At 57.4% G+C, this 22,305-nt stretch carries 17 protein-coding genes; 4 read left to right on the forward strand and 13 right to left on the reverse strand.

Annotated elements, in window-relative coordinates:
• The 11 genes from WBG04_RS06735 to WBG04_RS06785 all read right to left on the reverse strand — a co-directional run.
• Positions 1-696 (reverse strand): nuclease-related domain-containing protein (locus tag WBG04_RS06735; RefSeq protein WP_424313617.1); only part of this gene is annotated, 696 nt, incomplete at its 3' end.
• Positions 697-765: 69 nt separating this feature from the next.
• Entirely contained in the window at positions 766-1,821 is a 1,056-nt protein-coding gene (locus WBG04_RS06740) for an endonuclease NucS domain-containing protein (RefSeq protein ID WP_424313618.1), read from the reverse strand.
• 18 nt (positions 1,822-1,839) lie between these two features.
• Positions 1,840-2,829 carry a restriction endonuclease gene (locus tag WBG04_RS06745; protein WP_424313619.1) on the reverse strand — a complete coding sequence of 330 codons (990 nt, stop codon included), beginning with the start codon at positions 2,827-2,829 and terminating at the stop codon, positions 1,840-1,842.
• Positions 2,826-3,224 carry a M48 family metallopeptidase gene (locus WBG04_RS06750; protein ID WP_424313620.1) on the reverse strand — a complete coding sequence of 133 codons (399 nt, stop codon included), beginning with the start codon at positions 3,222-3,224 and terminating at the stop codon, positions 2,826-2,828. Before WBG04_RS06750 ends, WBG04_RS06745 begins: the two co-directional genes overlap by 4 nt.
• Positions 3,224-6,157: a type I restriction endonuclease subunit R gene (locus WBG04_RS06755; protein WP_424313621.1), complete on the reverse strand. Its 2,934-nt coding sequence runs from the start codon at positions 6,155-6,157 to the stop codon at positions 3,224-3,226. The genes WBG04_RS06750 and WBG04_RS06755 overlap by 1 nt, the downstream gene beginning before the upstream one ends.
• A gap of 3 nt (positions 6,158-6,160) precedes the next feature.
• Complete coding sequence (locus WBG04_RS06760) at positions 6,161-8,413, reverse strand: AAA family ATPase (RefSeq protein WP_424313622.1); 2,253 nt, start codon at positions 8,411-8,413, stop codon at positions 6,161-6,163.
• Positions 8,406-9,695 carry a restriction endonuclease subunit S gene (locus WBG04_RS06765; protein WP_424313623.1) on the reverse strand — a complete coding sequence of 430 codons (1,290 nt, stop codon included), beginning with the start codon at positions 9,693-9,695 and terminating at the stop codon, positions 8,406-8,408. Before WBG04_RS06765 ends, WBG04_RS06760 begins: the two co-directional genes overlap by 8 nt.
• Before the next feature lie 154 nt (positions 9,696-9,849).
• Entirely contained in the window at positions 9,850-10,851 is a 1,002-nt protein-coding gene (locus WBG04_RS06770) for a virulence RhuM family protein (RefSeq protein ID WP_424313624.1), read from the reverse strand.
• On the reverse strand, positions 10,848-11,933 hold the full coding sequence (locus WBG04_RS06775) for a PDDEXK nuclease domain-containing protein (RefSeq protein ID WP_424313625.1): 1,086 nt from the start codon (positions 11,931-11,933) through the stop codon (positions 10,848-10,850). The genes WBG04_RS06770 and WBG04_RS06775 overlap by 4 nt, the downstream gene beginning before the upstream one ends.
• Positions 11,930-13,558 (reverse strand): N-6 DNA methylase, encoded by a 1,629-nt coding sequence (locus WBG04_RS06780; protein WP_424313626.1) that lies wholly within the window; start codon positions 13,556-13,558, stop codon positions 11,930-11,932. Before WBG04_RS06780 ends, WBG04_RS06775 begins: the two co-directional genes overlap by 4 nt.
• Before the next feature lie 645 nt (positions 13,559-14,203).
• Positions 14,204-14,392, reverse strand: coding sequence for a hypothetical protein (locus WBG04_RS06785; RefSeq protein WP_424313627.1), 189 nt, complete (start codon positions 14,390-14,392; stop codon positions 14,204-14,206).
• Between the two features lie 98 nt (positions 14,393-14,490).
• On the opposite strand from WBG04_RS06785, the gene WBG04_RS06790 reads away from it, so the two are divergent.
• The 3 genes from WBG04_RS06790 to WBG04_RS06800 all read left to right on the forward strand — a co-directional run bounded on the left by WBG04_RS06790 (position 14,491) and on the right by WBG04_RS06800 (position 19,759).
• Positions 14,491-15,528: a quinone-dependent dihydroorotate dehydrogenase gene (locus WBG04_RS06790; protein WP_424313628.1), complete on the forward strand. Its 1,038-nt coding sequence runs from the start codon at positions 14,491-14,493 to the stop codon at positions 15,526-15,528.
• Between the two features lie 81 nt (positions 15,529-15,609).
• Positions 15,610-17,724 carry a protein-disulfide reductase DsbD family protein gene (locus WBG04_RS06795; protein WP_424313629.1) on the forward strand — a complete coding sequence of 705 codons (2,115 nt, stop codon included), beginning with the start codon at positions 15,610-15,612 and terminating at the stop codon, positions 17,722-17,724.
• A 49-nt stretch (positions 17,725-17,773) separates the two neighbouring features.
• On the forward strand, positions 17,774-19,759 hold the full coding sequence (locus tag WBG04_RS06800) for an alpha-amylase family glycosyl hydrolase (protein WP_424313630.1): 1,986 nt from the start codon (positions 17,774-17,776) through the stop codon (positions 19,757-19,759).
• Positions 19,760-19,776: 17 nt separating this feature from the next.
• Here WBG04_RS06800 and WBG04_RS06805 read toward each other — a convergent pair whose 3' ends face one another.
• Together WBG04_RS06805 and WBG04_RS06810 are read right to left on the reverse strand one after the other, a co-directional pair.
• Positions 19,777-20,763, reverse strand: coding sequence for a hypothetical protein (locus WBG04_RS06805; RefSeq protein ID WP_424313631.1), 987 nt, complete (start codon positions 20,761-20,763; stop codon positions 19,777-19,779).
• Positions 20,760-21,734 carry an ATP-binding cassette domain-containing protein gene (locus WBG04_RS06810; RefSeq protein WP_424313632.1) on the reverse strand — a complete coding sequence of 325 codons (975 nt, stop codon included), beginning with the start codon at positions 21,732-21,734 and terminating at the stop codon, positions 20,760-20,762. Before WBG04_RS06810 ends, WBG04_RS06805 begins: the two co-directional genes overlap by 4 nt.
• 105 nt (positions 21,735-21,839) lie before the next feature.
• On the opposite strand from WBG04_RS06810, the gene msrA reads away from it, so the two are divergent.
• On the forward strand, positions 21,840-22,305 hold a 466-nt coding region (gene msrA / locus WBG04_RS06815; protein WP_424313633.1), incomplete at its 3' end, for a peptide-methionine (S)-S-oxide reductase MsrA.

Here is a 22,305-nt window from a genome sequence, read left to right on the forward strand (position 1 = left end):
TCCCGTCAACCACTCGGAGAGAACCTTCGCCGTCGAGTAAGCCTGATTCACCATTCTCTCATCCGTCCAACTCGGAAAAATGAGACACTCTCCATCAAACTCGACCTTGTAAGCCTCCCTGCTTCCCACCGCTGCATGCATCGGCTTCCGGACCGCCTTCGTTTCAATCGCAAAGACCCCTTCAGGACCCACCGCGATGTGGTCGATATTGAAATTCGTCGCCTCACCACCCGGGTGCCAATCCACCAGAAAATCATGGTAAACCCGGTAGCCCTGAGACAGCAGCACATTCAGCTCGGACGCCACATAGCGTTCTCCCTCAAATCCCAGCCGATGGTTCCGTAGATCTTCCCGTAACACTCTCACCCTTTTCCAGTAGCCCCACCCGAAAGCGAGAACCAAACCGGCGACGATTGCCCACGCAAGCAGCCCACTCATCGTATCGGAATCCATCACCATCAGGCAAATGCCGGGGGCCATCAAAAGGAGCCCCAGAATCATGCAATTCTCCATCAAATCATCCCGAATCTCATCCAGCTTGAGCCGCAAACTTTCTCCGGCGGGCCTCAGCATCTTCTCCGAAAAAGGCGAACGACTCTTCGCCTTCTCTGCCGCAAGGGTTCGGTTGATACCCACTAACAGCGCCGCAAAACCCGTCCCGATGAGCAGCACACCCGGAATAATTCCTGGATTCATCACGCCATGCTAGCGAATAGCACGAACCACGTCATCACCCGCCATCGCGTGATCACTCGGCCCACCCCGCTAATCGATCCGTTCAAAGCTGATATTTCCCGCTCCATGAGCGTCGATCAATTCCTTCATCTTCTTCTCTGTCTTCGTTCCCCACTGATTGCTGAAGGCATAGGTCTTCCCTTCGTGATGGATGAGTTCGTCGTCCGCCGTGAAGTAGCGCCGCTCTCTAAATGCCTTTCCCCGATTTGTCGTGGCGGACGCTCCCGCTTCTTTGGAAAAAGTCTTTTCATCCGTGAAGATGCCTTCCACTTCGTAAAAACGCTGGCGATTCGGCTGCCCAATCGTCGCGGCCATCTGATCGGGTGAGACACCTTGCCCGCAAAGAGCCTTCACCACCGCCAAAATCGCTCTTCCCTTACCAACCGGTGGTAGCACTTCTGCCCCCACAGTTACACGGTACTTCGTCATGTCCCGCTTCGTCCCACGTGCCTTTACTTCGTCCCTCTTCTCCCTCAAGCGCACCGTATAATCCGCCGCCTCCGGTACAGGAATAATCTGCTGCACATCCAGATAGACCGATCCGGCATCTTCATATGGCACCATCCTCACACAACGGATATCCAGCGACTGGTCATTGAGCCAAAGCACCGTCGTCGTCACCTCTTGGCTGAAGTCCGCCGAGGCCAACACGATCCTTACCTTCGCCGCAACTTCCTCGACATCCTCAGTTTCCAAATGTTCCCGCAGCACGTCTTCGGCGTCCTCGCTTCTTCCATTTCGTTGCAAATAGTCACCGAACACCCTCACCACATCCTCAAAGGTCAGCACCGAAGCCATCGCCGCATAACGGATCCCCTGAAGCTCCATGTGCCCGCCATCTTCCGTCCGCTTGAGCTCGATCACCACCAGCGTTCCATCCGGGTCAATCCCCAATAAATCAATCCTTCGCAAGCTCCCCGACCAACCCGTGTACTCTTCAGAGATCACCAGCGTCCCTTTCGAGATCACATCGATGTTGTCCTTCAGCAGTCGCTGAAGATCCTGACGTTCACGAATCTTCAACGCCGCCATCGAACGCTGTTCGACGGCGACGAGTTCGTTTTCTCCGAATCTATATAAAGGCATAATTCTGTTTGTAGGTCGTTAGTCAGCGGGCCAGTAAATCCGCGTCAAAGGAACCAAGGCCTTTCCTTCGGTATCGAATCTCTCGTAATGCATTTCGATTAGCCGTGCGAGTTCATCGAGATCGAGGAGGCTCACAGGCAGGGTCGCACGTTCCGACTCATAGCGTGCTTCTCGAGAGAATCCGCCTGTCGAAAGATAGATCCCCCGATCCCCGGCACGCAGAGCACCAATGAACGAGCGCAAGTCCTGAGCCCCCATCTGAGTGTTCCTCCGATGCTTCACCTCACACTTGATGCGTGGCTCCTGAAGTCCGAGGCCATCGGGTGAAGCCATTACGTCCACCCCGCGATCAGGTCCCGTGGGGCTTACACGTGTCCGGAAACCCATCGCCCGCAGCACGGCCGCCAACAGTTCCTCCATTTCACCCGGCTCCAAACCGACGATCCGGTCCTTCAATCGTTCACGGGATTCCTCGATCACATTCCGCTTGTCCCGCTCAAGCTCTACTTTGACGACTTCGGCGACATCTTCGGGGGTCGGACCCTCACCGCGGAGCCTCGCATTCAATTCCTCCCAAATCTCCGGCGAAACAGAGAAAAGTGTCAGTGTCGATCCGAGACTGTTTCTGGCTCCCACACTCAGATCGTCTCGGGAAACGGTCTCAGATTCCCAGATGACTCGTCGCCTGTTCTCCAAATAATCGGCCGTCTCATCAAAATAATAGTCCCCGTCAAATCGCCCAATCCAATACTGACGAGTTCCCGGATCGTAGGTCACGACGCCGTCACCCTCCTCGATGACATTCACAAAGCGTTCAAGCATACCGACCGCTCCACTGATCCGTCCTTTCGAATCGTTGGGATTGTGTTTCTCAAATTGCGCGCGGATCTCTTCTTGAGTCATCCCTTTCATGCTCATCGGGAAGCCTGCTCCCATTCCGACCCAACCATCGGCGAACAAGTCAATCGCCGCCCCACCATCTGACCTTACCATCCATGCATTGTTCATTTTTCTGTAGCTATGCTTTTCAATCTTCTCTCGGATTCCTCGTAATTACCCAGATGCGCCCGCATCAGACTCTTCCAAAGCTTGCCGTGATTCGGCACGGAGAAGTGCAGTAGTTCGTGGACGATCACATAGTCCCCTAGCTCCCGATCCATCTCCAGCAGCTCGTCATTAAAACTCAGAGTCCCCGCCGTCGAACAAGACGCCCACTTCCGAGTCATCGGCCGGATATAAATCGCGCTCGCATCTACATCGAGTTTCCGCGCCCAGTCCATCACCCTTGCCTTGAATTCCTTTCGGCTCTTCCAGCCATCTAGTAGGGAGGGAGGACACTCTTGTCCTACGGCAACCCCGGCGATCGGCGGACAGGATTGTCCGCCCTCCTTACGCTTCGTCATCACCGCGCACCCCTTTCCAGAATCCGGAACAAGTCCTCGACCAGCGCCGTCACCTTTTCCAAGTCATCACACTGAGCAAAGATCGCGAAAGTCACCTTCTTCCGCAATTCCCTCAGCGAACTCTCACTCCGTTGCCAGTTGGGAAACTCGACGAAGGCATCCTTGATCTTCCGACTCACCGCTTCCGGCTCCTCCACGCCGGATTCCTCCAGCGTGCTGAAAACAAAATAGGTCAGACTATCAAAACCCTTCTCGGCCTGCTCCTGCTTGCGTGTCTCATTGCGGGCTAACTCAGCACACAATTCCTCCAAAGTCTCCGCCGTCGATTGCTGCCGACTCTCGAATGCCTCCTGCACCATCTTCGCCCGTTCGGCCATCGCGACCAGATAAGGGTCATCACTGTTTTCCTCAGCGGTCTTCTCGATGCTCTTGATCAGGTTGATGACTTTCGTCGCCTCGCCCTGCTTCTTCTTCACGATGTAGGCCACCGTGTCCTCGTTGATCGTCATCACCTCACCCGGCTCTTCGATGCCGTAGGTGCTGATGTGCTTCTGCACCAAGGCGTTTGTCTTCGCTTGGAAATCCCGATCCACGTAGACCTTCTTCGTGTAGGCCTTGCGAACCACGTCATAGATCGCGCTGAGGGAGGTGTAGAGCTCAATGAACGGCCTTAAGAACGCATCCGGCGAGATGATCTCGTAGAGCATCTCGATCTCCTTGTATTCCTTGAAGAATTCCTTCCGCCGCTCCGGATTGCGGAAGTGCTCGATGAGATTGTCGACGTCCTTGTCGTTGAAGTTCTGCTCGATCAGCGCCAGATACTCGGGCGCTTTCTGTTCCATCTTGTTTTGGAAGAGCACCTTCAGCAGTTTCAGGTCCTTGACGATGGCGTTGATCTCTTCGCTGTCGAAGGCGAGGGCTTTTTCGAGCTTGTCGAAGATGCCGACGAAATCGAGGACGAAGCCGTGGGGCTTCACCATCTCCTGGGCCTCGTTCTCGTAGGGGCGGTTCACCCGGGCGATGGCCTGCAGCAGGGTGTGGTCGCGCATCGGCTTGTCGAGATACATGGCGTAGAGGACGGGCGCGTCGAAGCCGGTTAGCAGTTTCTCGGTGACGATGAGGATCTTGGGCTGCTGGTCGAGCTTGCCGAAGCTCTTGCGGATCTGCCGCTCCTTCTTGGGGTCGAGATGGAATTCCTTGAGCAGGGCGGAGTCGTTGTTGTTGCCGGTGTAAACGACCTCGGAATACTCGGGCGGCAGGAATTGATCGAGGGCCTTCTTGTAGTGGGCGCAGGCCTCGCGGTCGACGCCGACGAGGAAGGCCTTGTAGCCGAGCGGCTCGACGTTCTCCGAAAAATGCTCGGCGACGAACTGCGCCACCTTCTGGATGCGCTCCTTGCCCTTTAGGAAGTTTTTCAGGTTCACCGCCCGCTCGAGGATCTTGTTCAGCTCCTCGATGTCGGCCACGCCCTCGGCTTCGGCGAGGGAAAGGAACTCGGCGTCCAGCGTCTCGTGCGGCACGAGCATTTCGTTGGGGGCGAGCTGGTAGTAGAGCGGCAGCGTGGTGCCGTCCTCGATGCTGTCGGCGATGGAATACTTGTGCAGGTAGCCCTGGTCGTCCTCGCAGCCGAAGGTCTTGAAGGTGCCCTTGCCGTAGGCGGTCTTGTCTACCGGGGTGCCGGTGAAGCCGAGGTAGGTCGCGTTCGGCAGGCCGGCCATGAGGAAGTTGCCGAGGTCGCCGCCGGTGGTGCGGTGGGCTTCGTCGATGAGGACGTAGATGTTCGAGCGCGTGTTGAGATCCGCCGGCATGTCGCGGAACTTGTGGATCATCGTCACGATGATGCCCCGGTAGTCGTCTTTCAGCAGCTGATTGAGCCGGGCGATGCTGCTGGCGTGCTCCAGGTTGCCGAGGCCGAGCGCGGCGAGATTCTTGAGCATCTGGTCCTCCAGCTCGTTGCGGTCGATCATGAGGAGGACGGTCGGCTTGTCCGCCTCGGGCGCGCGGAAGAGCCGCTCCGCCGTCTTGATCATGGTGAAGGTCTTGCCGCTGCCCTGGGTGTGCCAGACGAGGCCGCGGGTGCGCTCCGGCTGCAGGGCGCGCCCGACGGCGGCATCGACCGCGCCGGTCTGGTGCTGGCGCAGGATGTATTTGTTCAGCTCCTCGTCCTTCTCGGCAAAGACGATGTAGTCCTTGAGGAAGGCGAGCACCTGCGGGATGGCGCAGAAGCTCTTGATCTTGGCCTCCAGCTTGCCGACCTCCTCATCCTTCCAGTTGAAAATGTTTCGCCGCACGGTGTTCCAGGTCACCCCGTAGGAGAAGCCGATGGCGTCGGTGGCGGTGAAAAGCTGTTGCGACACGAACAGCTCGGGTGTCTCGCGGTGGTAACGGCGGATCTGGTCCACCCCGAGGGCAATGGCCTCGTCCTTGTTGGCGTTCTTGCACTCGATCACCAGCACCGGGATGCCGTTGATGAGAAAGACCACATCCTCCCGCGTGCCGTAGTGGCCGTTGTGAAAGGCCCACTCCTCGGTCACTTCGTAAACGTTCCGCGTCGGGTCGTCGTAATCGATCAGGATCAGGTCGCGCTCGCGCTTCTCCTCATGGTCGAAGAACTTGCCCCGGTTGCACAGGTGATCGACGAATTCGCGGTTGCCGTAGATGTCGGTGTGGAGATGGCGAAAAGCCCCAAGCAACGCGCCCTCGGCCTCAGCATAGCGCGAGTTGAATTCCCGCACCTTGGTGTCGAGCAGGTCGTCGAAGAAAAGGGACAACGGAGCGGGGACATTCCTGTCCCCGTCTTTCCCACGCAAGGGGGCAGGAATGCCCCCTCTCCTTTCCTCCGCTTCCTCGCGAGACACAATCGTCCAACCGATGGCCTCGGCGTATTCGAGGATCCGGGCTTGGACGGTTTTGTGTTCTCCGGGGGTGGGCATATTTCAGGGAAGCGGTGTCGCTGCCTCCACAGTCTCGGCGGCTTCGGGAGCCGTAGTTTCGCCCATCATCATGTTGTAATGGGCTATGTGCTTCGTCTTTTCGAAGATCCGTTTGAAGACGCTCAAGTAGCTTTCGACCATTGAGTCGTCGATGGAGACATAAAGCGAATCGTGGGCAAAATGTGATCCATCGTTAACCCAAGAGAACAAAGACCGGCAGATCAGCTTCTCTTTGCCGTCAAAGTGAGCGCAGATGTCATCGGGGTCAATGTTTCCGAGGATCTTGAAGTAGTTTTCAAGAATCCGCCTCATCGTGTTCTGAATCGCGAGATTGTCCCGATCACGATTGCGCACTTCAATCCAGAGAAGCTCGTAGGAGGTCTTGATCGGATTAGTCTCGTGATGCCGAATCTTCGATTCCTGGTTCGATTTTCTTACCGTCCAAAATGTCTCGTCCTTCAACCGGCCGTCAGCACATCGCTTCGGGTGGAAGGAGACTTCCTTGTGGAAATACACGTTGTGAGTCAGCACGAAAACCTGTTTGATCGTCCCGCTTCCATTCCGAACTTCCTCGAACACACCCTTTATCAGGTTGCTCACGATAAAAAGAATGTCGCTGTCCAGGCTCGAGACTGGATCGTCAAAGACGACAACCCGGTCGGAGGTCATTCCCGTCTCGGTCTCGCTACCTTTGAGAAGGTGGTAGAAGTATAGGAACGTAATGAAACTCTTTTCCCCCTCGCTGAGTGTCTCCTTAGCGTCCGAGCCATCTGGTCGCTGAATCTTGTAAAACGGTTCCCTCTCCGATTTCACCAAAGCAAAACCGGTGAAGCCGAAAGAGTGCAGCAAGGCATTGATCGCGTCGATCGTCGGCTGAATGCTCGTCGTTTGCTTCTCCAGAGATTTTATCTCTTGCTCCTTGGTTCGTTGGTCTCTCGTCTTGTCTGCGATCTGAATTTCAAGGCTTTCAATGCCTTTCTCGATTCCAGACTTCTGCGCCGTGTAGGTCGCCAAGTCGGCTTTGATTTCATGATCGAGCAAGTAACGCCAAACCTGGCCGGTTAGCTGAGTGCGTTCGGCTGCAAGATTCGCAACCATAGTATTGTGCTTCTCTATCGCCGCGTTTGCGTCTTTGACGAGCTTGGTAACCGCACTCAGAACGTTTTTAAGGGAGTCCAGCTCGACTGATTTACTCGACTCACGCCGCTTCTCTTCGATGCGCTGGATGTTTATCCGGATTTTCGACGCTAGGAGCTCGCTTTCGGACTGAAGCTTTTCCGCATCCAGGAACTTCGACGGATCATCAAGGAGCGTCTGAACATTTCGCTGGATCCGCTCCGAATCTGTTTTGTAGTCAGTGTATAGTTTTTCGATGGAAGCGGTGTCCGCGAGGAATGTCTGGTCAAAATACTCGTTCAAACTTTCTTCCAAGGACGGCGGTGTGTCCTGCTGGCAGAATGGGCAGACGCGTTGATCGGGGTCGTAGTAATCGCGGCCTTGCTTAACCCAGTCGCTATTACCGAGCTTCTGGATAAGCGCAGCAATATCGACGTCCGTCTTTCCGATGACCTTCTTCTTCAGGATCGCGGTGGTTTCGTGAGCGAGCAGATCGGCTCCATTTGGAACTGCTAAAGTCAGAGCTTGTTGTGGAGCCTCCCCGAAAACAGTTGAGGCTTTAATCTCAAGATCAGGCAGAGAAACCGCCGCAGAAGAGTTTGATGCGGATTCACCAAGGAGGCGTGCCTTGAACGCACTCTTCTTTCCTCGGGCGCCAGCAAACGCACCTTGCAGCTTGTCATCGTGTTTCAACTTGAGATCCCAGCACTTGCCTTCAAACGCGTCCTCCAGCTTTCCGAGCTCGGCTCGTTTCCCGCCGTTGCCATCTTCGCCTTGGAGCACCCCCTTGAGCTGGACGATCTTCTTTTTGATTTCATCAAGTTCGCCTTTCGCCGCCTCGATCTTGTCGAGCGTCGCCTTGTCTTTTTCACCGAGTGTGAAGATGCCCTTCAACTCGTCAGGCTGGTTGAAATTCCGTTGCACGAAATCCCGATTGTAAACCAGAAGCTCCATGGGTGAGCCTCCACGCCAGACCAGCTTGCAATGCGCGTGCGTGGCGCAATCCGCGATGACTCTTGAAATCGTTGTTTTGCCGGTCCCGTTCGATCCGTAAACGAAGTTTATCTCTTTCAGATCACTCAACGCTTCTGGAGTCGGGCCATAAGTCGCGACATTGCTGATTTCGATCCTTTCAATCATGGCGGGTGCCCTCCTGTGGAAGTGTTAGTTCGTGAACGCGGGTCTTCGCGGTCATCAGTTCGTGAAGGAGGGTGCGGAAGAGGTCTTGAAGTGCTACCACCTTATTCTCCGCCGCAGCTACCTTGTCCCCGAGTGTGTTGAAGCACTTAACAATCGTCTTCTGTTCGTCGGGCTTGGGGAAGGCTATTGGCACCGAAAGGATGTCTTTCTTGCCAATGTTGACCTGGACACCCTTTTTCGCACACGAGACCAGGTAGCGTTGCGCTGGTTTTCGCGAGAGGTAAAAGCGGAGGAACTCAAGATTCACTCGTCTGCTTTCCGTCGGAACAAGCTTTCCAACCCGCTGGTTTAACAGCAGTTTTTTCCCCGATGGATTTCGAACAATGGTCGGAACACCCAAGATCTTCGGATCATTCGCCATGTCAGTCATAGCGATGATCAGATCGCCATCCTCCAGCAGAAAAGACTTCTGCGTTTCCGCGAAATGATCTGGAAGAAATCTGGGATTATATTCGAGATCGAATTGCGCGCCGGGTCGAATGTTACTCATCCGAATATTGAGAGTGTTGGATTCCGCAACGTAGTCAGTGGACTTGAAGGCGTATCCGTTTTTCAAGTCGGCGAGTTGATTTAACTCCACCACCTCCCAGCTTTCGGGGACGGGGCCGATTTCTGTTTGTTTTTGGGGTTCTTTGCGGAGGCCTTCGGTGAAGAGCTTGTGCATGAGGGCCTTTTTCAGCTCGGTGGTGGTCTGAATGATCCGCTCCTGCGCTTCGATCGCCCGCTGCACCGTCGAAAGGATGTGCGCGATCTTCTTCTGCTCGGGGAGTGGGGGGACGTTCAGCCGAATCTGTTCGAGACAGTCCCGCGTGATCCCTTTGATCGTCGCGCCGCGCTTGTTCATCGCGACGTATTGCTGAATCGAGTCGATCCCCAGTTGGTATGCGAGAAACTTGATGTCGTAGTTTTCGTTGTCGATCAGGACGCCTGCGAGGTCCTGGTTGATGGCGAGGTCAATCCGGTTGATGCCAACTTTGCCGACGCCAACCCGCGTTGCGAAAATGATGCTGTCTTTGGGGACAATCTTGGTTGAGGTCTTCTTGACTGCTTCTTCGGAGACGAATTTCTCGCCGTTTGTCAGCTCCAGTTTGTCGCCGAGCCATTTACTGGTGATCCACGGAATCTCTCCCTTCCAGTAGTCAGCCCGTGAGGTGGTTGGCGTGCCACCACTGAGGAATCCGGTAGCAACTTCGCCAACTGTGGTTTTCTGCCAATCACTCATACCCCGATCTTTTCCAGAATCTCCTTCAAGGCGTTGTCCGTCTCCCGCGCTGGAGAGTTGTTTAACCACAGATTGCGCAGATGGGCGCAGATAAAGAATTTCAGGAAAACATCTGCGTTCTTCTGTATCATCTGCGGTTGAAGTCTTCCGGTATTCATTTCCCGCCTCCCTTCCGCTTGAGGTCTTTTTCCAGATCCTCAATGGCTTTCAGATCCTCGGCGTCGGCTTCGATGGCTTCCTGCTCACGCCGCTTGGCGTCGAAGCTGTCGTAGCGCTCGGCGGCGATGGTTTTCATGTCCTCGTGGCTGACGGAGCCGGGGCCATTGAGCAGGGGCTGGTCGTTGGAAGCCAGCATGCGGTCCACGCTGGAACGCCAGAAATCGAGGGTGAGGTCCTGTTGCTGCTTGGCGCGGAGTTCGGCCTGTTCGAGGAAGATGACCACCAGGCGGTTGAGGGTATCGACTTCGTCTTCGCTGAGGTAGTTCTTGGCGATGAGGATGTCCTGCTTGCGGACGCGGGAGCCGCTCCAGGTGGTGAGCGCCATGTTGGGCTGGCTGGGATCGGCGCGGTCGACGATGAGCTCGGCAGCGGTGTGGCGGGTGGCGGCGTAGAGGAGTTTGTTCTGCACCTCGGCGAAGAAGAGCGAGGTTTCCTTTTCCCGGGTCTGGTAGTCGCTGGAGAGGGCGAAGAGGTCGCGGACTTTCTGGTAGAAGCGTTTCTCCGAGGCCCGGATGTCGCGGATGCGGGCGAGGAGTTCGTCGAAGTAGTCCCAGCCGCCGGGGTTCTTGAGGCGCTCGTCGTCCATGACGAAGCCTTTGACGATGTATTCCTTGAGGTGGCTGCTCGCCCATTGGCGGAACTGGACGCCCCGTGGCGAGCGGACGCGGTAGCCGATGGCGAGAATGAGATCGAGGTTGTAGAGCTTGGTCTTGTACCGCTTACCGTCGGCGGCAGTTGTCAAGGAATCCTTGACAACTGAATCCCCGGCCAATTCCCCGTCCTCGAAGATGTTCTTGGCATGAAGAGAGACGTTTTGCTTGGTGGTCTGGAAGAGCTCGGCAATTTCGAGCTGGGTCAGCCAGACCGTCTGGCCTTCGACGCGAAGGTCGAGCCGGGTGCGGCCGTCGTCGGAGGTGTAGAGGACGAGTTCGCTCATGCCGAACCTCCTTCCTCTGATGGCGGACAGGAATGTCCACCCTCCTTTGCCTCCAGCCGTGCCCGGGAAATCTCGATGGCGGCGTGGAGTTTTTGCTTGAGTAGCTCGCGTGGTGGCAGGGCGGTGAGGTATTCGGCGACGTGGATGCCGGATTGGTCGAGTTCGAGGAGTTCGATTTGTTCCGTCTTTTTCCCGGCGCAGAGGATGATGCCGAGGGGCGGGTCTTCGCCGGGTTGTTGTTCGTGTTTGGCGAGCCAGCGGAGGTAGAGCTCCATCTGGCCTTTGTATTCGGCTTTGAAGTCGCCGAGCTTGAGGTCGATGGCGATGAGCCGTTTCAGGCTGCGGTGGTAGAAGAGGAGGTCGAGATAGAAGTCGTCGGAATCGATCTGGATGCGGGTCTGGCGACCGAGGAAGGCGAAGCCGCTGCCGAGCTCGAGGAGGAAGGTTTCGAGTTCGCGCAGGATGGCGTCTTCGAGGTCTTTTTCGAGGTAGCGGTCCTTGAGTCCAAGGAAGTCGAGGATGTAGGGATCGCGGAAGACGAGGTCGGGCGAGAGTTGGTCCTCGCTGCGAAGGGCGGCGAGTTCGGCCTTGGCGACTTCCTCGGGCTTCTTCGAGATGGCGGTGCGCTCGTAGAGCATGGAGTCGATCTTTTTGACCAGTGTCCTCGTGCTCCAGCGTTCGATGCGGCACATTTCGGCGTAGAAGTCGCGCTGGAGGTCGTCTTTCAGCGGGATGATTCTTTGCAAATGGGTCCAGCTCAATTGTGCAATCAGCGATTGCACAATCTGGGGGTCGGGATAGACCTCGGCGAATCGGACCATGTTGAAGAGGCTTCTGCGCCCGAAACCACGCCCAAACTCCTCGCTCAATTGTGCACTCAGTGATTGCACAATCTCTTTTCCGTATTCGGCTCGTTCATTGTTGAGCACTTCTGTCTGGATGCGCTTCCCGATGCGCCAGTAGAGCAAGGTCATTCCCGCATTAATGGTGCGCGCGACGCCCTCGCGGGTTTGCTCGATCATGGAGCGCACGTCGGCCACGAGCCCGGCGTCGCTCTGGATGATTTCAAGTTCGTCGCTCATATCCCGAGTTGCTTGAGGATTTTGCCGAGAGCCTTGTCGGTCTCCTTGGCCTCCAGCTCGATGACCTTCAGTTCCTCGACGATCTCGGCAATGGGCCGGTAGGTTTCGGCGTCGCTGGTGTGGATGTAGCGGCTGGGGGAGATGTTGTAGTCGTTCTTCTTGAGCTCGGCGAGGTCGACGATGCGGCTGAGTTTTTCCTCTTCGTTCCACCCGATGAGGGTGTCGGCGATGCGCTGGATGCCGGCGTCGGGGATGAAGTTCTTGGGGTCGCCCTTTTCGAAGACCTGGCTGGCGTTGACGAGGAAGACCTGACCCTGTCGGGTCTTGGGCTTATCCTTGTTGAGGAACAGAATGATTCCTGGGGCGGTGGTGTTGTAGAAGAGGTTTTCGGGCAGGTAGAGGACGCTCTCGATGAGGTCGTGGTCGACGAACCACTGGCGGACGGTCTTTTCCTTGTTGGTTCCGGCATTGCCCGATCCGCGGGAGGCGGCCCCGGTGTCGAGGACGACGGCGGCGCGGCCCTTGTCATTGAGGCTGGCGTGCATGTGCTGGACCCAGCCCCAGTCGGCGGAGGATTTCCCGGGGAAGCCGGCCCCAGCGGGGAAGCGGTCGAGTTCGTCGTTGTCGTAGTCGGCCTCGGTGAACCAGTCCTGGTTCCACATGGGATTCGCGACGACGCGGTCGAAGGTGCGGAGTTTACCCTTTACCCTAAACTTGGGGTTCTTGAAAGTGTCGCCGATCTCGATCTGGCCCTCCATGTCGTGGATGATCATGTTCATGTTGGCCATGGCCCAGGTCTCAGGGGTGAATTCCTGGCCGAACAGTTTCAGCGGGGCGACTGAGGAGGGCGGACAATCCTGTCCGCCTTTGCTTTTGGATTTGCGGGCAGGATTGCCCGCACTCCTTACCTTTTCCTCCATGGCGATCTCGCATTTCACGAGGAGGCCGCCGGAGCCGCAGGTGGGGTCGTAGATTTCCATGCCGGGCTCGGGCTGGAGCACGCGGGACATGATGGTGCCGACCTCGGGCGGGGTGTAGAACTCGCCGGCGCTCTGGCCGCCGCCCTCGGCGAACTTGCGGATGAGGTATTCGTAGCTCTTGCCGATAATGTCGGCCTCGACGTCGTCGAGCCCGAGGCGCTTGGTGCTGACGGCCTCGATGAGGTTGGAGAGGCGGTCGTCGTCAAGGTCGCGCTGGCCGTGGGTGGTGGCGTTGAAGTCGACGCGGTCGATGATGCCCTGCAGGAGCGGGTTTTCCCGGGCGATGGCCCGCATGTGGGTGGTGACGCCTTCGCCGATCTTGTCAGAGAGCTTGCGGATGACGGACCAGACGGGCTGCTCGGGATCGTCCGGCACGAGGGGCAGGTAGAAGCGGACGAGCTTGTGGTCGGCCTTGGCGAGCTGGAAGGCCTTCTTGCGCGAGCCGACTTCGGCGGCGATGCGGTTCAGTTCGTCGTCGAAGACGTCGCAGAGGCGCCTGGTGAAGATGAGGGGGAGGATGTAGTCCTTGTACTTCGGCGCGTCCTTGGCTCCGCGGATGGAGCAGGCGGCGTCCCAGATCCAGGATTCGAGGGACTTGTCTTTAGGGGAGGCCGCTTTCTTTGCCGTCTTCTTTTTTGCGGGCATGGAGGGTGTGGAAATCAGGTTGGCAGGTAGAACCGGGAAATGATCAGATAAGGCCTGGGACATGCGCGGGGACTGGGTCTCACATCCGGAACCTAAAGAAACCTAAGAAACCCAAAGCATCCCTGACAAGGCGCAAGGCCGGTAAATGAGGGAACGGGAAAAGACAGAAAGCTTGGGGAATTGGCGGATTTCGTGAGGATTTTGACATGACGCGCCGAATGGAGCATCGGCCCTTCCAACAATATCACTCATGAACCATCTCCCCCACCCCCGGACATCCACGGACCCACCCGCCGCAGGGAGCTCAAGCTAGGGAAGAAATCGGACCAGGATGGATAGGATGAGTAGGATGAAGGCCACGAAGTCCGACCATCTTGATTTCCATCAAGATGAGTGAGCCTCAATTCCGGAAAAACTGAGTGCCATGACTCCAAAATCCTATCCATCTTGGTCCAAAAAACTCAGTGGGATTTGGAGTTCTCCCTAACTTGATCGCCCTGCCACCCGCCGGGATTCTTCGAATTAGCCAAGCTGGGGATCTTCTGCTCTCGTTTCTCCAGACAAAAGCCACCAGCCCTTTCGGACCGGTGGCTGGGTTCCACTCGAAACCGTCGTCTTGATCGGACCACTCTTCGCCAGAGTCGATTAAGCGGCGGTTTCTTCGTTCGGTGGGCCGGCCTCGTCGGCGCTGCGTCGGGTCAGACCCGAGCTTCGCTCGCTCTTCGGCACGAAGCCCATCGCACGATACAGCGGGCTGTCCTCACCGTAGTCTGAGTCGCTGCCGAATGGGCGTAAGGAGTGCGGGCAATTCTGCCCGCATGGAAGCCTGGCCATTGCCGATGCGGGCAGAATGGCCCGCACTCCTTTCCCAGCCTCTCATTCCGACCATTTTGGTGTTTCATGTTTGCCGTTTAGCGTTTCCCCTCCCCCCCGTGTCCGACGCCTACGACTTCGCCCGTTCGTTGCTTTTCAAACTCGATGCCGAGAAGGCCCATCACTTGAGCATGCGCGGGCTGCGGTTCGGGGAAAAATGCGGAATGCTTTCGCTGCTCTATTCGGATACCGGGCTTGACGATCCGGTCGAGCTCATGGGCTTGAAGTTTCCAAATCGCGTCGGTCTCGCCGCCGGGCTCGACAAGGAAGGCAATACGATCGACGCGCTTGGACGGCTCGGCTTCGGCTTTGTGGAAATCGGTACGATCACGCCGCGCCCTCAGGCCGGCAATCCGAAGCCGCGCTTGTTTCGGCTGATCGAGGAAGAGGCCATCATCAACCGCATGGGCTTCAACAATCCCGGCATCAAGGCGGGAGTCGCCAACGTCCGTGCCTCGAAATCCTTCAAGGGCATCATCGGTTTCAACATCGGCAAGAACAAGGACACACCGAATGAAAACGCGTCCGACGACTACCTGAGCTGCCTGCGCGAAGCCTATCCGGTCGCCGACTACATCGCGGTGAATCTTTCATCGCCCAACACCCCCGGCCTGCGGGATCTTCAGAGTGAGGATGCCTGTGCCAAACTACTAGATCTCCTGAAGATGGAGCAGGAGCGTTTGAGCAAGGAGCACGGCAAGCAGGTGCCGCTGCTTTTCAAGGTCGCGCCGGATCTCGATCCTCCGCATATTGCCGGTCTTGCCCGAGTGTTTCGTGAGGGCGGTCTCGACGGTCTGATCGCCACCAACACCACGATCACCCGCGACGGAGTGGAGTCCAACCCCAGGTCGGCCGAGGTAGGTGGCCTGTCCGGCAAGCCGCTGACGGCCCGCAGCACCGAGGTCATTGCGGCCTTCGCCGCGGAACTGCATGGCTCCGTGCCGATCATCGGGGTCGGGGGCATTTCATCCGCTGAAGACGCGCTTGCCAAAATCGAAGCCGGCGCCTCTTTGATCCAGATCTACTCCGCCTTTATCTATCAGGGCCCGAAGCTCGTTCAGCAGATTTCTCAGCGATTGAGTCAGGCGGCGCTCTAGCCGTACTTTCGCCGTCGCCAGCCGGAAGTCGCGACTTTCGGGAAGAATTTCGACCTAAACCACTCCCATGACCACCTGACCATGCAGCATTTCTTTCTTTTCGTTTCGATCTTCAGCCTCTCGCTTATCAGCGTCAGCTACGCCCAGTTCTCAACGGACGGGCCGCCGGTGGTCGAGGCCGAGCTGATCTCGGAGCAGGCGACGATCGCCCCCGGCCAGGAGTTTGAGGTCGCCCTGGTCCTGAAACACGCGCCGCATTGGCACACCTACTATGTCAATCCGGGACTGGCCGGTTTCCCTCCGGAGATCGAATGGACCTTGCCGGAGGGTTTCACCGCCGGCGAGATCGAGTATCCGACACCGGTGCTTGGCGAGTTCGCGGGTGCCCCCTTTTACGGCTATGAAGGAGAAACCTGGTTTCTAACAAGGCTCGTTGCTCCCACCGATCTTGCCGAAGGAACGTCGGTCGAAATCAAGGCCGAGGCCTCGTGGCTTGCCTGCGAGGAACAGTGTGTCCCGGGCGATGCCGAACTGGTGATCACGCTTAAAACCGGGCCGGAGGCTGTTGCCGATCCCAATGCCGCCGCTGGATTCGTCGAGGCGAGGGTGGATCTCCCGAAAGTTCCTACAAGCTGGTCGATCAGCGCGAGCCCGGCGGGATCTAACATCGTTCTCGATCTGGCGCCGAATGACGGGGCGGTGGCCGAGCTCAACGACGTTCATTTCTTCAGTTCGAACTCGATCGAAGACTCCTCGCAACCCCAGGTCCTGAGCAAAACAGACACGGGCTACCGTCTCAGCTTTCCGCGCAACCCCGAAACCGACCCGGCACCCACTGAAGTTGTTGGTATTCTCAAGTCGGCAAGCGGGTGGGCGGATGGAGATCCAAGCAAGGGTCTGGCCCTCAAGCTTCCGATTGTCGCGAAGGCAGCGCCCGTCGACGCAACTACCGAAACAGGCGGCGGCTTGAGTCTGATTTCGATCCTCGGACTGATGTTCATTGGCGGTCTGATTTTAAATCTCATGCCCTGCGTCTTTCCGGTGATCGGTCTGAAAATCATGGGTTTCGTGCAGCAGGCCGGACACTCAAGAAAGAAGGTCGTGGCTCATGGTCTGGTCTTCAGTCTCGGCGTCCTGGTTTCCTTCTGGATCCTGGCAGGGATACTTCTGGCGGGTGGTATCGCCAACTGGGGCGGTCAGCTTGAGAACCCGTGGGTGGTCTACATCCTTCTGCTGGTGATGCTGATCTTCGGACTGAGCATGTTCGGCCTCTTCGAGATCGGTGCCTCAGCGACCGGAGTGGGCGGAAAGCTTTCGAACTCGGATGGTCTCGGCGGCACCTTTTTCTCCGGCGTGCTGGCAACGGTGGTGGCGACTCCCTGCTCGGCCCCGTTTCTTGGTACCGCGCTGGGTGCTGCGGTCACCCTTCCCGGTCCCTTGTTCATGCTGGCCTTCACCATGATGGCGCTCGGACTCGCCACGCCTTATCTTGTGCTCTCGTTTTTCCCAAGCCTTGTCGAGAAGTTGCCGCGCCCGGGTCCGTGGATGGAGTCCTTCAAGCAGGGCATGTCCTTTCTGCTCTTTGGCACCGCCGGTTTCCTGCTTTGGGTCTACTCGGTGCAGGTCTTCGATCAACTGAATGGGCAGAAAGGTATCTACGTGATGCTTGGGCTCACCGCCATCGCCACCGCGTTCTGGATCTACGGTCGCTGGGATCTTCCTCATCGTAGCATGAAAGCCCGCTGGGTCGCCCGCTTGATGGCCCTCTCGATCCTCACCGCCGGTTTCCTCGCCGCAATGCCGAGTCCGCGTCCCGATGTCAGCGAGGAAAGTGGCCCCTCCATCACATGGGAGACCTGGAGCAAGGAGCGCCAGGATCAATTGATTGCTGAAGGAACTCCGGTCTTTGTCGACTTCACCGCCCGCTGGTGTCTGACCTGCCAGACGAACAAAGCGGCTGCCTACACCGAGGAGACCGCCAAGCTCTTCGAGGAATACGGGATTGTCGCCTTGAAGGCCGACAAGACGACCACGAGTCCAGCCATCGACGCCGAAATCCGCCGACTCGGAAAAAGCGCGATTCCGGTCAACGTGCTTTATCCCGGCGGTTCGGACACCCCGATTTTCACCAACACGGTGCTGACGGCAGGTTACCTGCAGGATTTTCTGAGGGATCATCTGACCGCGACAAGGTGACCAAATCGGATCTTTCCGCAGGCACCCCATCTGCTCAAGGTGGTGGTCGATGAGCGACCTTCCCCAACTGGTTCAGGACGACCCCTGGCTGACTCCTTTCGCAGAGCATATCCGGAACCGTCAAAAGAGGCTCACCGCCGAGTTGGACCATCTCAAGTCCACGACCGGTGGCATCAAGGCGCACGCCAATGGCCATCGCTTCACGGGTGTTCATCGGCAGCCTGATGGCTACTGGATGATCCGGGAGTGGCTGCCGGGCGCTAAGGCGGTCTCGGTCATCGGAGATTTCAACGGCTGGGATCGGTCCACACACCCGATGATCCGAGGGGAACGAGGGATCTGGCAACTGCGTCTGCCGGGTGATGCCCTCAAGCACGAAGAACGGATCAAGCTCCACATCACCGGCGCGAATGGCTCCGAACGCGACCGGATTCCAGCCTGTATTCTCCGAACGCTTCAAGACCCCGAAAGCCACGACTTTTCTGGGCAGATCTGGCAGGCTCCCGAAGATTACGAATGGCGCCACGAGTTTGATCCATCGATTGTGGAGTCGCCGCTCATTTATGAAGCCCACATCGGGATGTCGGGTGAAGAAGGACGCGTTCACAGCTATCGCGAATTTGCGGATGACGTTCTACCGAGAATCAAGGAGCTCGGTTACAATGTCGTTCAATTGATGGCCGTTCAAGAGCATCCCTACTACGGATCCTTCGGCTACCATGTCTCGTCGTTTTTTGCGCCGACCTCGCGCTTTGGCACCCCCGAGGACCTGAAGTATCTCGTCGATACCGCCCACGGCCTCGAGCTCGCCGTGCTGCTGGATGTCGTCCACTCGCACGCCGTCAAGAACATGGCCGAGGGTCTGAATGACCTCGATGGCAGCGGCAACCTCTACTTCCACTCGGACGATCGCGGCAACCACCCGCAGTGGGATTCGAAATGCTTCGACTACGGTCGCCCGGAAGTGCGTCAATTCCTGCTTTCGAATGTCCGCTACTGGATGGAGGAGTTCCAATTCGATGGATTCCGCTTCGATGGAGTCACCTCCATGCTCTACTGGCACCGGGGATCGACCTCCTTTGACAACTACGAAAAGTATTTTACCGACGGTGTCGACGAGGACGCCATTCTTTACCTTCAGCTTGCGACCACGCTCGCCAAACAGATCAAGCCGGGTGCCTTGCTGATCGCGGAGGACATGTCCGGCATGCCAGGGTTGTGCAAGCCGACCGAAGACGGCGGAGTCGGATTCACCCACCGACTTGCGATGGGTATTCCCGACTACTGGATCAAGCTGCTGAAGCACTCCCGCGACGAGGATTGGGATTTGGATGAGATGTGGGGAACCCTCACCAACCGTCGATACGGAGAAGCAAATATCGCTTACGCCGAGAGCCACGATCAGGCCCTGGTCGGCGACAAGACGCTGGCCTTCCGATTGATGGATCAGGAGATGTACTGGCACATGGGCGAAAAGGATGACCACCCGGTGATTGAGCGGGGCATCGCACTGCACAAGATGATTCGCTTGATTACTTTCGCTCTTGGCGGCGAAGGCTGGCTGACCTTCATGGGCAACGAATTCGGCCACCCCGAGTGGCTGGATTTCCCGCGCGAAGGCAACAACTGGTCCTACCACTATTGCCGTCGACAGTGGTCGCTGGTCGACAACCCGGACCTCAAATACAAATTCCTCTCCGCCTTTGAAAAGGCGATGCTCGCGATGGCGGCGGAGAACCAACTTCCCAACCAGCCGCCAGCTGAAATCCTGAATATCGACGTGACCAACAAGGTGCTCTGTGCCCGACGCGGCGAGGTCATTTTTGTCTTCAACTGGTCGACTGATCGCTCGATTCCGGACTACAAGTTCAAGGTGCCGGGCGGAGGAAAGTTCAAGCTCGCCCTCGATACCGACGACGCCGAATTCGGTGGCCATGAGCGACTTGATCCCGAGGTCATCTATCCGGTCGACGAGGAAGATGAGATCAGCATCTACACCCTGGCGCGGACCGCGATCGCCCTGCGTCCCGCCTGAGCGGAGCAAGGGCAGGCCTAAAAATCCCTGCGGCAGAACGAACGCATCGCCAGCAACAGCACGACCCCTTCGAAGAGCAAGGAGGTGCCGATGATGTAGGCCGGAGAGCGCCGATCCAGCTCACTTTTCAAAGCATCTCCATCCTCGCTGCTGATCGCACCGCCCGTATCCATGGCGTCGAGTGTCGCCTTGCCGAGCATATCCCCATCACCCAGAACGATGAGGCGATCCAGCAAGGCCGCGGTTTCGCCGGTTTTGGGCAACATCGCGTAGGGAATTCTGAGTGCCGAATTCACCTTCTCATAGTCGGCGACCCCTTCTTCACTGAGCTCGTTGCCCAAAAACCCCGACCCCGTCAGAACGGCCTGGCGGGTGACCGACTCCGCAGCCAGGATCACGAAACTCAGGAGCCAGAACAGCAGCGTCAGAAGTACCGAAGCCATGACCGAGCGGGTCTTGACCCCCAACCAGACCATCACGGCATAGAGATAAGAGAACACCAGAAGCACGATCGGCACCGCCCAGAAGACACTCAGATTCCACACCCCCAGCTGGAGCTTGATCGCGATGAAAACGATGACCACGAACAGACTGACCTGGATCGCCATGAACAGCAATCCACCAGCGAACTTGTAGAGAAAGAGCAAGGGCCGGGACAGGGGTTTGGACAAGGTGACTCCAGCAGACCCCTCTTCCATGAATTCCGGAAAGACCGGAGCGCATGAAATCAGAGCCACGACCGTCGCAATCCAGGTGAGCCAGATACCGACAATCGCATTACTAAAGATGCCGTAGTAAAGCAACTCGGCACCCTTGCTCCCCTTCGTGGCAAAGGGCATGTCGAACGAAAACAGACCAAAGACGAGCGTGATGCCCTTCTCGTCGAAACCGATCGAAAGGTAGAGCAGCGCCGCGAAGACCGAAACCCCGAGCGAAACCCAGAAGAGCACCCGTGCCTTCAGCAGGCGGAAGGAATCACCAAGAATCGTAAGAAACTGACTCACGCCGCCCCCTTTCCCTGTCGTTGCACGGCATCCATGAAGACATCTTCAAGCGAGGATCTCACCTCCTTGATTTCCCGAATCGCGGCCCCTTCGCGTCGCAAGAGATCGATCAAGGGCTGCACGCCGTTGGCATCATCGGCTACCAAGCTTACAAGATCCCCCGACACTTTCATCGACTGCGCCTCCAACTCTCCCTTCAGATGAAGAGGCACCGGGCCAAGCGTCCGGACTTCGTAGCGACTCTCCTGACGAGTCAATTGATCGACGGAGCCACTTTCGACGATCTTTCCTCGAGTCATGATGGCCACTTGATCCGCCACCTGCTCGACTTCGCCCAGCAGGTGGCTGTTGACGAAGACCGTTCGCCCTTCGTCGCGAATCCGTTCGATGATTTTCCGGATCTCGATCCGACCGCCAGGATCCACGCCGTCGGTCGGTTCGTCCAAAAACACAAGCTCCGGCTCATTGATCAGCGCTTGGGCCAGACCTATCCGTTGCCGCATGCCCTTCGAATAGGTGCCATTCTTGCGGTCGGCCCATTCATGCATGCCGACCAAGTCCAACAGCCGTGCGGTCCGCGCCTTCGTGTCCTTGGAAGACACCTTGGCCAGCCCGGCCGAAAAGGCAATGATCTGCCGACCGGTCAAGTAGTCCGGAAACCTGGCGTGCTCCGGCAGGTAGCCAACTTTCCCAAGCGTCTTCCGATGACCAATGGGCTCACCTAGCATCGTCCCGCGACACTGGGTGGGACGAATAATGGTCAAAAGCGACTTCACCAGCGTGCTCTTGCCTGCGCCATTCGGGCCCAGCAAGCCGAAGACGGATCCTCGGTTCACCGTGAGCGCAACTCCCCCCAAAGCTTCGAAAGCGCCATAGTGCTTCTTCAGGTGTTCGATTTCGATCGCAGCCTCCCCCATACCGCTGCATTCAAACGTCAAAATGGCACCAGCGAAAGAACAAGGTGGAGGCATGCCACGATCCAAAGTCTACTTTTAACTCCCCCCTTTACGACAGGGGTTTCCGCGCTAGCTTTCAGCGGTCTGGAGGTGACGAAGCAAAATCAGAGACCCCACATCATGAAGACCCTACTGCCGATCCTGACCATCATCCTTTTCACTGCCTGCAACGCCATGTCGGACGATAAGAAACAACCTGCTCCAATGCCTGAAATCCCTGAAGGAGCCGAAGTCGCCACTCTTGGTGCCGGATGCTTCTGGTGTGTCGAAGCCGTCTACGACCAGATCGACGGCGTCTATTCCTCCACATCCGGCTACACGGGTGGCACGGTCAACAACCCCACCTACGAGCAGATCTGCACCGGAACCACCGGTCATGCGGAAGTGGTCAAGGTCGTCTTTGACCCGAAGAAACTCTCCTACGAAAAGCTCCTCGAATGGTTCTGGGCGCTTCACGATCCGACGACCTTGAATCGTCAGGGCGCGGATGTCGGCACCCAGTACCGTTCCGCCATCTACTACCATTCGGAGGAACAGAAGGCCGCTGCCGAAAAATCCAAGAAGGAGGCGGCCGCCGATTTCAAGA

The organism is Haloferula sp., assembly GCF_049672945.1.
Lineage (GTDB): Bacteria > Verrucomicrobiota > Verrucomicrobiia > Verrucomicrobiales > Akkermansiaceae > Haloferula.